The sequence below is a fragment of the Pseudomonas sp. NFX183 genome, assembly GCF_047943075.1.
Classification (GTDB): domain Bacteria; phylum Pseudomonadota; class Gammaproteobacteria; order Pseudomonadales; family Pseudomonadaceae; genus Aquipseudomonas.
Window position 1 is genome coordinate 5,006,307 of sequence record NZ_CP181333.1, and the last position, 14,217, is coordinate 5,020,523.

General features: G+C 63.6%; 1 protein-coding gene. It reads left to right on the forward strand.

Translation table 11 applies throughout. The features are described from left to right. The first annotated feature begins 165 nt into the window (after positions 1 to 165). Positions 166 to 14,214 carry a non-ribosomal peptide synthase/polyketide synthase gene (locus tag ACM530_RS23555; RefSeq protein ID WP_416363287.1) on the forward strand — a complete coding sequence of 4,683 codons (14,049 nt, stop codon included), beginning with the start codon at positions 166 to 168 and terminating at the stop codon, positions 14,212 to 14,214. Positions 14,215 to 14,217: the final 3 nt, after the last annotated feature.

Below are 14,217 nucleotides of genomic sequence, written 5' to 3' on the forward strand. Positions count from 1 at the left end.
TCGTCAATGCTAGCCCGGCTTTGTGTGTCTTTGCTGAGATTGATGTAACCCTTGATGACACCGCGCCTCACGCCCTTCATCCCCCGCTAATTTTTCCCCGCCCGGTTCGTTTTATAGGGACGACGTGCCTTTGTGCTTCCTGCCTATTGCTCCGGACTCCAAGAAATGAATGCTGAAGACTCCTTGAAACTTGCTCGCCGGTTTATCGGGCTGCCCCTGGAAAAACGCCAAGTATTCCTGCAGGCCTTGCAGAAAGAGGGCGTGGATTTTTCCCGGTTTCCGATTCCGGCGAGTGTGGAGGCAGAGGATCGCCAGGCGCTCTCCTACGCGCAGCAGCGCATGTGGTTTCTGTGGCAATTGGACCCGGCCAGCGGCGCCTACAACCTGCCCGGCGCGGTGCGGCTCAAGGGCGCGCTCAGCCTGCGTGCGCTGGAGCAAGCCTTCGCCAGCCTGGTGGCGCGGCATGAAACCTTGCGCACAGTCTTCCAACGCCAGGCCGATGAACGCCTGACCCAGGTTTCGATAGAGCCCTCGCTTGTCGTCGAGCACCTGGACTTCAGCGCCATGGCCGCCGTTGAGCAGGAGCAGGCCGTCAACGACGCGGCGACGCGTCAATCGCTGTTGCCGTTCGATTTGGAGCACGGGCCTTTGCTGCGCGTGCAGTTGCTCAAGCTCAACGCGCAGGAGCATGTGCTGCTGCTGACCCTGCACCACATCGTCTCCGACGGCTGGTCGATGAATGTGCTGATCGACGAGTTCATCCGCTGCTACGACGCCCATGAGCGCAACGAGGCGCCGCAATTGCCGGCGCTGCCGATCCAGTACAGCGACTACGCCCTGTGGCAGCGCCGCTGGTTGGAAGCAGGGGAGCAGGCACGTCAGCTCGCGTACTGGCAGGCGCGTCTGGGCGACGAGCATCCGGTGCTGGAACTGCCAACCGACCACCCGCGTCCAGCGATGCCGAGTTATCAGGGCACTCGCCATCATTTCGCGATTGACCCAAGCCTGGCCGCGCAACTGCGAACCTGCGCGCAAAAGCACAACGTCACGCTGTTCATGCTGTTGCTGGGTGCTTTCAATGTGCTGCTGCACCGTTACACCGGGCAGGCAGACATTCGCGTCGGTGTGCCGATCGCCAATCGCAACCGTACCGAAGTCGAAGGGCTGATCGGCTTTTTCGTCAACACGCAAGTCCTGCGCACCGAACTGACCGGGCAAACCCGCGTTGGCGAACTGCTGCAAGGCATCAAGGAGCAAGCGCTGGGCGCCCAGGCTCATCAGGAATTGCCCTTTGAGCGCCTGGTGGAGGCCCTCAAGGTCGAGCGCAGCCTGAGCCATACGCCGCTGTTTCAGGTGATGTACAACCACCAGCCGGTGGTGGCCGACATTGCCAATGTCAGCACCGCTTCAGGCCTTGAGCTTTCGCTGGTGGAATGGCAAGGGCGCACCACCCAATTTGACCTGACCCTCGATACCTATGAGAAGTCCGGCACCCTGCATGCTGCGCTGACCTATGCCAATGACCTGTTCGAGGCGCCTTCCATTGCGCGCATGGCACAACACTGGATCAGTTTGTTACAGGCCATGGTGGCCGACGGCGAACAGCGCATTGGTGAATTGCCGATGCTGGCAGCCGATGAGCAGCACGTACTGACCCATGCGTGGAACCAGACCGGCGAAGCCTACCCAACCGAGCGCGGCATCCATCAACTGATCGAAGACCAGGTGCAGCGCACGCCGGATGCACCCGCGCTGGTATTCGGCGAAACCGCGTTGACCTACGCCCAACTCAATGCCCGCGCCAACCAACTGGCGCATGCTTTGCGCGAGCAGGGCGTGGGCCCGGACGTGCTGGTGGGGCTGTGCGTCGAGCGCTCCGTCGAAATGGTCGTGGGCCTGCTGGCGGTCCTCAAGGCCGGTGGCGCCTACGTGCCGCTGGACCCGGAATATCCTCAGGAACGCCTGGCCTACATGATCAAAGACAGTGGCATCACGCTGCTGCTCAGCCAGCAAAGCCTGCTGGCCGTCTTGCCTGTCGAAGGTATTCAGGTGATTGCCCTCGACCAGCCGGCCAGTTGGCTGGCGGGCTACAGCAGTGCCTCGCCCGACAGCGGCGTTCACGCACTCAACCTGGCCTACGTGATTTACACCTCCGGCTCGACCGGCAAGCCCAAGGGCGCAGGCAACAGCCATCGCGCCTTGGTCAACCGCTTGTGCTGGATGCAGCAAGCCTACGAATTGACGGCCAGTGATGCGGTGCTGCAGAAAACCCCGTTCAGTTTTGACGTGTCCGTGTGGGAGTTTTTCTGGCCGCTGATGACCGGCGCGCGCCTGGTGGTCGCGGCCCCCGGCGAACACCGCGAGCCGGCCCGGCTGATCGAAACCATTGGCCGCCACGCCATCACCACGTTGCACTTCGTGCCGTCGATGTTGCAGGCGTTTATCCATGAGCCGGGCGTGCAAGCCTGTGCCAGCCTCACACGCATCGTGTGCAGCGGTGAAGCCTTGCCGCTGGATGCGCAACGGCAGGTCTTTGCCAAGCTGCCAGCAGCCGGGTTGTTCAACCTCTACGGCCCGACCGAAGCGGCCATCGACGTGACCCACTGGACCTGCATCGATGAAGGCGCCGACAGCGTGCCCATCGGGCGGCCCATCGCCAACCTCGCCACCTATGTGCTCGACGCTCAACTCAACCCGGTGCCGGCCGGTGTGTCCGGCGAGCTGTACCTGGGCGGTACCGGCCTGGCGCGCAGTTATCATCGGCGCCCGGCGCTGACTGCCGAGCGTTTTGTGCCGAGCCCGTTCGTCAACGGCGAGCGCCTTTATCGCACCGGCGACCGCGCGCGTCAGCGCACTGACGGCGTGATCGAATACCTCGGCCGTCTTGATCACCAGGTTAAATTGCGCGGCTTGCGCATTGAGCTGGGCGAAATCGAGACGCGCCTGCTCCAACACCCTTCGGTGCGCGAGGCGGTGGTGCTGGTGCAGGGTGGCAAGCAGTTGGTCGCCTACCTGGTGCTCGACAGCGAGGAGCCAGCGGACCTCAAGGCCTGGTTGCTCAGCAGCTTGCCGGAATACATGGTGCCGACCCATTTCGTCGTGCTCACCCAGTTGCCGGTCACCGCCAACGGCAAGCTCGATCGCAAAGCCTTGCCACTGCCGGATGCTGCGCCGCAACAGGCATTCATCGCGCCTTCGAGCGACCTGCAAAAAGCCCTTGCGGCGATCTGGAGTGATGTACTGGGCGTTCCACACGTGGGTGTGGACGACAACTTTTTCGAGCTGGGCGGCGATTCGATCATCTCCATCCAGGTGGTCAGCCGTGCCCGTCAGGCAGGCATTCGCCTGAGCCCGCGCGACGTGTTCCAATATCAGAGCGTGCGTAGCCTGGCGCTGGTGGCGAGCTTTGAGCAGGCAGTGGTTATTGATCAGGGGCCGGTCACCGGTGAGGTGATTCTGACCCCGGTGCAACAGGCGTTTTTCAGCCAGGCAATTGCTGCGCGCCACCACTGGAACCAATCACTGTTGCTGACCCCGCGCGAGGCGCTGGAACCTGCGCAGCTGGACGCCGCCCTCGCACAGTTGATCAACCACCACGACGCCCTGCGCCTGAGATTCACCCGGCAGGCCGATGGCTGGCAGCAAGCCCACGCCGCACCGGCCGCTGAATCTGTACTGTGGCAATCCAGCGTCGGCACCGAGGCTGAATTGGCCGCGTTGTGCGATGAAGCCCAGCGCAGCCTGAACCTTGAGCAAGGCCCGATTCTGCGCGCAGCGTTGGTCACCCTGGCTGACGGCGCCCAGCGCCTGCTGCTGGTGGTCCATCACCTGGTGGTCGACGGCGTGTCCTGGCGCGTGCTGCTTGAGGATCTGCAACAGGCTTACCGCCAGGTCCCATTACCCGCCAAAACCAGCAGCTACCAACAGTGGGCGCAGCAGTTGCAGGCTCACGCGCATACGCTGGGTGAGCAACTGCCTTTTTGGCTGGCGCAGTCCTGCGATGCCGAGCTGCCATGCGATAACCCCCAGGGCGGCCTGCACAATCGCCTGGGCGCCACGCTTGAAACCCGCCTTGATGCCGAACACACCCGGCAACTGCTGCAAGACGCGCCAGCGGCTTATCGCACCCAGGTCAACGACCTGCTGCTGACGGCGCTGGCGCGCGTGATCAGCCGCTGGAGCGGCCAGGCCGCCGCGCTGATCCAGCTGGAGGGCCATGGTCGCGAAGACCTGTTCGACAGCCTCGATCTGAGCCGCACGGTCGGCTGGTTCACCAGCCTGTTTCCGGTGCGTTTACAGGCCGCAGGCGAACTGTCGGATGCAATCAAGTCGATCAAGGAGCAACTGCGCGCGGTTCCGGAAAAGGGCCTGGGCTACGGCCTGCTGCGCTATCTGGGCCAACCGCAATCGCGTGAAGCCCTGGCCGATTTGGCTACGCCGCGTATCACCTTCAACTACCTGGGGCAGTTTGACCGCCAGTTCAACGAGGCAGCGCTTTTCGTCCCGGCCAGCGAAGGCAGCGGCCAGGCGCAGGACCCCCAAGCACCGTTGGCCAACTGGTTGACGGTGGAAGGGCAGGTGTATGGCGGTGAGTTGTCGCTGCAATGGGGTTTCAGTCGCGAGATGTTCAACGCTGCGACTATTCAGCGCCTGGCGGATGACTACGCTACGGAACTCAAGGCGTTGATCGAGCATTGCTGTGCAACGCCTGCCGGGCAGGTCACGCCGTCGGACTTCCCGCTGGCGCGTATTACGCAGCAGCAGTTGGATGCACTGCCCGTGGCCGGGCCGGACATCGCCGATCTCTACCCGCTGTCGCCGATGCAGCAGGGCATGCTGTTCCACACCCTGTACGCGCCCCAGGGCCAGGCCTATATCAACCAACTGCGCCTTGATATTGAAGGCCTTGACCTGCTGATTTTCGGCCGCGCCTGGCAAGCGGCACTGGACCGCCACGACATCTTGCGCAGCAGCTTCCACTGGCTGGGCCTGGACAGCGCCCATCAGGTAATCAGGCGTCAGGTCGACGTGCAGTTGCAGGTGATCGAAGACGTGAATGCCGACCTCGATGCGCTGGCCGATGCCGAGCGCTCACGCGGCTTTGAACTCAATGCCGCACCGCTGTTTCGCCTGATGCTGGTGCGCAGCACCGGTTCGGCCTGGCACTTCATCTTCACCAGCCACCACATCCTGATGGATGGCTGGAGTAACGCGCAGTTGCTCGGCGAAGTGCTTGCCCATTACGCAGGCCAGGCCGTGCCGGCGCCGCTGGGGCAGTTCCGCGATTACCTGGGCTGGCTGCAACAGCAACCGTCGGGCGAGGGCTACTGGAAAAATGCCCTGGCGCCGTTGCAAGCGCCAACCTTGCTGGCTCAGGCACTGCGTGCGCCGGTCGGCGGCGTGGGCATGGCTGACCATCAAGTGCTGCTGGACAACGACTTTACCCAGGCCCTCGGCGAATTTGCCCGCCAACAAAAAGTCACGCTCAATACTGTGCTGCAAGGCGCCTGGAGCCTGTTGCTGCAACGCTACAGCGGCCAGGCTTGTGTGGTGTTCGGCGCGACCGTCGCCGGGCGTTCAGCGCCGCTGCCGGGGATTGAGCAGCAGTTGGGCTTGTTCATCAACACCTTGCCGTTGATCAGTGCCGCGTCGCCCGCCCAATCGGCCGACGCCTGGCTCAGCGAGCTGCAAGCCTTGAACCTCAGCTTGCGTGACCATGAACACGTGCCGCTGTACGACATCCAGGCGTGGGCCGGCCAGCAAGGTGCGGCGTTGTTCGACACCTTGCTGGTGTTCGAAAACTTCCCGGTGGCCGACGCATTGAAGCAAGGTGCGCCCGCAGGCCTGACCTTCGGCCGCATGCACAACCATGAACGCACCAACTACCCGCTGACCCTGGGCGTCGAACTCGGTGCCGGCCTGCGCCTGGACTTCAGCTATGACCGCGCCCATTTCAGCGAGCAGCAGGTGAAGCGGCTGGGCGCCAACGTGCGTTACCTGTTGGCGCAAATGATGGCGGACGCCGGTGTGCCGCTGGGTAACCTGCAACTGCTTGACGCCGCGGCGCAGCACGATGTACTCACGCTCAGCCAGTCTGCCGGTGCCGCCCAGCGTCCTCAGCGCGTGCATGAGCGCATCGCTGCCCAGGCCCACGCCACACCTGACGCGCTGGCGGTTCAGGCGGGCAGTGAGCGGCTGAGCTACGCCCAGCTCAACGCGCGAGCCAACCGCTTGGCCCATCATCTGTTGGCGCTCGGCGTGGGACCGGGCCAGCGTGTAGGCCTGGCCAGTCGGCGTGGTCCGCAGATGATCGTCAGCCTGCTGGCGGTGCTCAAAAGCGGTGCTGCCTATGTGCCGCTGGACCCGAAATACCCGGCCGAACGTTTGGCCTACATGCTGGCGGACAGTCGTTTGAACGTGCTGCTCAGCGAAACCGGGTTGCTCGCGGATCTGCCGCTGCCGCAAGGTTTGGTCCGTGTGGATTTCAGTGCGTCTGGTGAAGAACTGGACGGCTACCCGGCGACCAATCCGCCCAACACGGCGGCGGCGGCCGACCTGGCGTATGTGATCTACACCTCCGGTTCTACCGGCCTGCCCAAAGGCGTGGCCATCGATCATGCCGCGCTCGGCCAGTTCTGCGACAGCGCAGAGGCCTACAGCCGGCTCAGTGCGCAAGACCGTGTACTGCAATTTGCGACCTTCAGCTTCGACGGCTTTGTCGAGCAGTGCTACCCGCCGCTGTGCGTGGGCGCCGCCTTGATTATGCGTGGCGACGAGCTGTGGGACGCCGGCCAACTGGCGCGCGAGATCGTCGAACAGGGCGTGACCCTGGCCGACTTGCCGGCCGCTTACTGGTATTTGCTGGCCAAGGAGTGCGCCGTCGACCGCCGCACCTTGGGCAACCTGCGCCAGGTGCACGTGGGCGGTGAAGCCATGTCGGTGGAAGGCATCCGTGCCTGGCATGCGGCGGGGCTGGGCGCTGTGCGCCTGGTCAACACCTACGGGCCGACCGAGGCGACGGTGGTGTCCAGCGTGCACGATTGCCAACTGGCGGATGCCAGTGATGCGTTCGGCGTGCCGATTGGCCGCGCCATCGCAGGCCGTTCGTTGTATGTGCTCGACAGTGGTTTCGAACTGCTCGCCACCGACGGCGTCGGCGAACTGTGCATCGGCGCCGAAGCGGGCCTGGCCCAGCGCTACTTCGACCGCCCGGCCTTGACCGCCGAACGCTTCCTGCCGGACCCGTTTTCTGCTGTGCCCGGTGCACGCCTCTACCGCAGTGGCGACCTGGCGCGTTACAACGAAGCCGGTGCGTTGGAGTACGTCGGGCGTATCGACCATCAGGTAAAAATTCGTGGCTACCGCATCGAAATGGGCGAAATCGAGGCCGGCCTGCAAGCTTTGCCGCAGGTGCGTGAAGCCGCGGTGATCGCCCAGCCGAGTGCGGTTGGCATGCAACTGGTCGCCTATGTGGTGCCCGCCCATGGTCACACCCTGGACGCTCAGGCCCTGGCGGCCACCTTGCGCCAGTCTCTGCCCGATTACATGGTACCGGGGCATTGGCTGGTACTTGACGCTCTGCCACTGAACAACAACGGCAAGCTTGACCGCCGTGCACTGCCGACGCCTGACCTGAACCTGCGTCAACAGGCGTATGTGGCCCCACAAAGCCCGCTGCAAGTGCAATTGGCGGCGATCTGGCAAGCGGTGTTGCAGGTCGAGCAGGTCGGCCTGACGGATCACTTCTTCGAGCTGGGCGGGCATTCATTGTTGGCCACCCAAGTGATTTCCCGCGTGCGTCATGAGTTGAAACTGGAAGTGCCGCTGCGCGCACTGTTTGAGCAGCCGACGCTGCAAGGGTTCGCGTCGGCCTGTTCGGGCTTGCATCAACACAGCGCTCAGCCGCTGGTGGCGCTGGAACGTGGCCAGCCGATGGCGCTGTCTTTCGCCCAGGAACGCCAGTGGTTTTTGTGGCAACTGGACCCCACCAGCGCCGCGTATCACGTACCTACGGCGCTACATTTGCGCGGCCAATTGGACATCACCGCGCTGGAGCGCACGTTCCAGGCGCTGGTGCTGCGCCATGAACCGTTGCGCACCACCTTTGCTGACGACGGTGAGCGGACCTGGCAGGTGATTCATCCCGACCTGGCGATAAATGTCGAGCAGGCGAGGGCAGCGGCCCCGGCGATCCAGGCCTGTGTGGAGCAAGAGATCCAGCGCCCGTTCGACTTGCGCAACGGCCCGCTGATGCGCGTCAAACTGCTGGTGATCGCGCCCGATCACCATGTGCTGGTGATCACCCAACACCACATCATCTCTGACGGCTGGTCGATGCACGTGATGGTGGATGAGTTGGTGGCGCTGTATCAGGGCCAAGCTCAGCTGTCGGCGTTGCCGATCCAATATGCCGACTATGCCGTGTGGCAGCGCAACTGGATGGCGGCCGGTGAACAACAGCGCCAACTCGATTACTGGCAACAGCGCCTGGGCGATGAACACCCGGTGCTGGAACTGCCGTTGGACCACTCGCGCCCGGCGGTGCAGAGCTTTCGCGGTGCGCGTCAGCAGGCCCAACTCGAACCTGCGTTGTTGGCTGACCTGAAGGCATTGGCCCAGCGTGAGGACGTGACCCTGTTCATGCTCTTGCTGGCCTCGTTCCAGACCTTGCTGCATCGCTACAGCGGGCAGTCCAGGCTGCGTGTCGGGGTGCCGATCGCCAACCGCAACCGCCTCGAAACCGAGCGGCTGATCGGTTTCTTCGTCAACACCCAAGTCATCCAAGTCGACCTTGACGGGCAGATGGCCTTCGAGCAATTGCTCGGTCAGGTCAAGCAGCGCGCCCTGGAGGCCCAAGCCCATCAGGACCTGCCGTTCGAACAGTTGGTAGAAGCGCTGCAGCCAGCGCGCAGCCTGAGCCACAACCCACTGTTCCAGGTGATGTTCAATCACCAGGACAACCTGCGCTCCGCCCCGGTGCAACTGCCGGGCCTGGCGTTAGAGCCACTGGATTGGGCCGGCCACACCACGCAATTCGATTTGAGCCTGGAAACCGAAGAGTCTGCCGACGGCCTGTGGGCCTCGCTGACCTACGCCACCGATCTGTTCGAACCCGAGACGCTTGCGCGCCTGGCGCAACATTGGCAAAGCCTGCTGCGCGCTGTGGTGAATGACGCGTCGCAGGCGCTGGACGAACTGCCGATGCTCAGCGAGCAGCAATGGCAACAGACTGTGCACAGCTGGAACGACAGCCACGCCGAGTACCCGCATACGCGTTGCGTGCATCAGTTGTTCGAAGCGCAAGTACTGGCAACACCGGACGCAAGCGCACTGCAATTCAATGGCGACACCCTGAGTTACTGCGAACTCAACCGCCGCGCCAACCGCTTGGCCCATCGCCTGATTGCGGCGGGCGTCGGCCCTGACGTGCTGGTGGCGGTGCATGTCGAGCGCTCGTTGGACATGGTCGTCGGCCTATTGGCGACCCTCAAGGCCGGCGGCGCCTATGTGCCGCTCGACCCGCAGTTCCCGGCGGATCGGCTGGCGTTCATGCTCGGAGACAGCCAAGCGCAGGTGTTGCTGACCCAGCCACACCTCAATGGTCGCCTGGCGCAACCGCAGGGCCTGCACGTGCTGCTGGTCGATGACGCGTGTGGGGACGAACACAACCCGCAGGTCAATGTCACGCCGGAGCACCTGGCCTACGTGATTTACACCTCTGGTTCCACCGGCAAGCCCAAGGGCGTGATGGTGCGGCATCAGGCACTGTGCAGCTTTACCTGCGGCATGGCGGACACCCTGCAGATCGGCAGTGATGCGCGGATTTTGTCGCTGACCACTTTCTCATTCGACATCTTCGCCCTTGAGCTATACGTGCCACTGACCGTGGGCGCCACGGTGCTGCTGAGCGGCAAGGAACTGGCGCTCGACCCGGAGGCGATTCTCGATCTGGTGCACAACCAGTGCGCCAATGTGCTGCAAGCCACGCCTTCGACCTGGCGGATGCTCCTGGAAAGCCCGCGCGCGTCGCTGCTACAGGGCATCAAATGCCTGTGTGGCGGCGAAGCGCTGCCGGTCGACCTGGCCCAACGACTGCTCGACCTGCAGGGCCCGGTGTGGAACCTTTATGGCCCGACGGAAACCACCATCTGGTCGGCTGCTCACCGCCTTGAGCAGGCGCAGCCTTTTGTTGGTCGCCCGATTGCCAACACGTCGCTGTTCATTCTCAACGCCGGGCTGACGCCATGCCCACAAGGGGCGGCCGGTGAATTGCTGATCGGCGGCGCTGGTCTGGCGCGCGGTTATCACGCGCGCCCGGCGCTGACCGCCGAACGTTTCGTGCCCAACCCGTATGGCGCACCCGGTGAGCGCCTGTACCGCACCGGCGATTTGGCGCGCTATCGCCCGGACGGCGTAGTGGAGTACATCGGCCGCGTAGACCATCAGGTCAAGGTGCGCGGTTTCCGTATCGAGCTGGGTGAAATCGAAGCCTGCCTGCGTGAGAACGCGGCGGTGCGTGAAGCCGTGGTACTGGCCGACAACGACCGTTTGATCGCCTATCTAGTGACCTTTGCTCCCGAGCAACAGGCGAGCCTGCGTGAGCAATACAAGGTTGATCTGCGCGCGCGTTTGCCGGACTACATGGTGCCTGCGCACCTGATATTCCTTGAAACCCTGCCGCTGACTCCCAACGGCAAGCTCGACCGCAAGGCACTGCCCAAGGCGGATGCCGAGCTGTTGCTCAAAGCCCATGTGGCGCCCGTCAGCCCGCGCGAACAGCAGGTCGCGGCGATCTGGGCTGATGTGCTGGAGGTGCCGCAGGTGGGCCTCGATGACCACTTTTTCGAACTGGGCGGGCATTCGCTGCTGGCCACGCGCGTGGTGTCGCGAGTACGTCAGGTAGTGGCGTTGGAAGTCGCGCTCAAGACCCTGTTCGAACAGCCTGTGCTCGGTGACTTTGTGCGTGCATTGGGTGAGGAGGGCGTCACCGCGCCTGCACTGCTCAAGGCCGACCGCGCGCAGCCGTTGCCACTGTCTTACGCCCAGGAGCGCCAGTGGTTCCTTTGGCAGCTCGACCCGCACAGCTCGGCGTACCACATCCCCAGCGCCTTGCGCTTGAAAGGCGCGTTGGACGTGGCCGCGCTGCAACGCAGTTTCGACACCTTGCTGGCGCGCCATGAAAGCCTGCGCACGCATCTGCGCCAAGACGCGAGCGGTGCGGTGCAAGTGATTGAAGACCTGGGCCTGATTGAAATCGAACGTTGCGATACCGATGAAGCCGGGCTCAAGACGCAAGTGGCCGAGGCGGTCGCGCAGCCGTTTGACCTGCTGCGCGGGCCGTTGCTGCGCGTGAAATTGTTGCGCCTGGCCGCGGACGATCATGTGGTGGTGCTGGTGCAGCACCATATCGTCTCCGATGGCTGGTCGATGCAGCTGATGGTCGAGGAGTTGGTGAAACTCTACGCCGCCTTCAGCGACGGCCACACGCCGAATCTGCCGGCGTTGCCGATTCAATACGCCGACTACGCCCTGTGGCAGCGCAACTGGATGGAGGCCGGCGAGAAAGCACGCCAGTTGGCGTACTGGCGTGAACAGTTAGGCGGTGAGCAGCCGGTACTGGAGTTGCCGTTTGACTACCAGCGCCCGGCGTTGCCGACCCATCGCGGTGCGCGCCTGGGCTTTGAATTGACACCGCAGCTGTTGGCTGGCTTGCGTAGTGTGGCGAAACAGGCCGGGGTCACGTTGCCGATGGTGTTGCTGGCGGCCTATCAGGCCTTGCTGCACCGCTACAGCGGTCAGGAAGATGTGCGCGTCGGCGTGCCGATCGCTAACCGCAACCGCCTTGAAACTGAGGGCCTGATCGGCTTCTTCGTCAACACCCAAGTGCTTAAGGCTGACGTCAACGGCCAGATGAGCGTGGCGCAACTGTTGCATCAGGTGCGCCAACGCTCCCTGGAAGCCCAGGCCCATCAGGACCTGCCTTTCGAGCAACTGGTGGAGGCGCTGCAGCCCGAGCGCAGCATGAGCCTGAGCCCGTTGTTCCAAGTGCTGTTCAACCACCGCGTGACCTCGGCGGGCAGCCATTTGCAGCGTTTGCCGAGCCTGCAGGTCGAGGTGTTGAGTTGGGATGAGGGCGTGGCACAGTTCGACCTGGCGTTGGATGTGGAAGAGTCGCGCGAAGCACTGCATGCATCACTGAGTTACGCCACTGATCTGTTTGCCCCCGCGACCATCGAACGCATGGCCGGGCATTGGCAGAACCTGTTGCAGGCCATGGTCGATGATCAGCAGCAGGCCATCGGGCAGTTGAACCTGCTGAACCCGGATGAGCAGCAGCACATTCTGCACCTGTGGGATTGCACCGGCTCGGGCTTCTCAGCCGCACGTTTGGTGCACGAACTGATCGCCGACCGCGCGCGGGAAACCCCAGATGCCGTGGCGGTGAAATTCGACTCGCACACCCTGACTTACGGCGAGCTTGATGCACAGGCCAACCGCCTGGCGCATGCGCTGATCGCTCGTGGTGTGGGGCCCGAAGTTCGCGTGGCGATCGCCATGCCGCGCAGCGCTGAAATCATGGTGGCGTTCCTCGCCGTGCTCAAAGCCGGTGGTGTGTATGTGCCGCTGGACATTGAGTACCCGCGGGATCGCCTGCTCTACATGATGGACGACAGCCGCGCCCAGTTGCTGTTGACGCACACCAGCGCCTTGCAGCAATTGCCGGTCCCGCAAGGACTGAACACTCTGGCAATCGACCGCAGCGAGGACTGGGCCAACTTCAGCGACGCCGCCCCTCAGGTGGCACTGGACGGCGACAACCTGGCCTACGTGATCTACACCTCCGGCTCCACCGGTATGCCCAAAGGGGTGGCCGTGTCCCACGGTCCGCTGGTGGCGCACATCATCGCCACCGGTGAGCGTTACGAAACCGGCCCGGCGGATTGCGAACTGCACTTCATGTCGTTCGCTTTCGATGGCTCCCACGAAGGCTGGATGCACCCGCTGATCAACGGCGCCAGCGTGCTGATCCGCGACGACAGCCTGTGGCTGCCGGAGTACACCTACGCCCAAATGCACCGCCACAATGTGACGATGGCGGTGTTCCCACCGGTTTACCTGCAACAACTGGCCGAGCACGCCGAACGCGATGGCAACCCACCGGCAGTGCGCGTCTACTGCTTTGGCGGGGACGCGGTAGCCCAGGCGAGTTACGACCTGGCATGGCGCGCACTGAAACCCACCTACTTGTTCAACGGCTACGGCCCGACCGAAACCGTGGTGACGCCGCTGCTGTGGAAAGCCCGTAAGGGCGACCCGTGCGGCGCGGTGTATGCGCCCATCGGCACGTTGCTGGGCAACCGCAGCGGTTACGTATTGGATGCGCAGTTGAACCTGCAACCCATCGGCGTCGCTGGTGAGTTGTACTTGGGCGGTGAGGGGGTGGCGCGTGGGTACCTCGAGCGCCCGGCACTGACCGCTGAGCGTTTCGTACCGGACCCGTTCGGCAAACCTGGCAGCCGCGTGTACCGCAGCGGCGACTTGACCCGTGGTCGCCCGGACGGCGTGGTGGACTACCTGGGCCGTGTCGACCATCAGGTGAAAATCCGGGGTTTCCGCATCGAACTAGGTGAAATCGAAGCCCGTCTGCGCGAGCAGGACAGTGTCGGTGAAACCGTGGTGGTGGCACAGGAAGGCCCGACCGGCAAGCAACTGGTGGCGTATGTCGTACCCACCGATCCGGCCCTGATCGACCAGGCCGAGTTCCGCGACGCCTTGCGTCGGGCCCTCAAGACCCGCCTGCCGGATTACATGGTGCCCACGCACTTCATGTTCCTCGCGCAGATGCCGCTGACCCCCAACGGCAAGCTCGATCGCAAAGGCTTGCCCGCGCCGGATGTGAGCCTGATGCAGCAACGCTACGTGGCCCCGCAAACCGAACTGGAACAGCAGATTGCGGCGATCTGGGCCGAGGTGTTGCGCCTGCCGCAAGTGGGCCTGGACGACAACTTCTTCGAAGTCGGCGGCCATTCTTTGCTGGCGATCCAGATCACATCGCGGGTCCAGTCCGAGCTGGGCCTGGAAGTGCCCCTGGTTGAAGTGTTCCAGACCGAAACGCTGCGCGCCTATGTGCAGGCCGCAGCCACCTTCCGCGCCGGCAGCGCGGAAGATTTTGATGATCTTCGTGACTTTTTGAGCGAACTAGAGGCGATTTGAACC

Coding starts and splice junctions, on each gene's coding strand:
- ACM530_RS23555 (WP_416363287.1), top strand. CDS start 166: ATGAATGCTGAAGACTCCTTGAAACTTGCTCGCCGGTTTATCGGGCTG.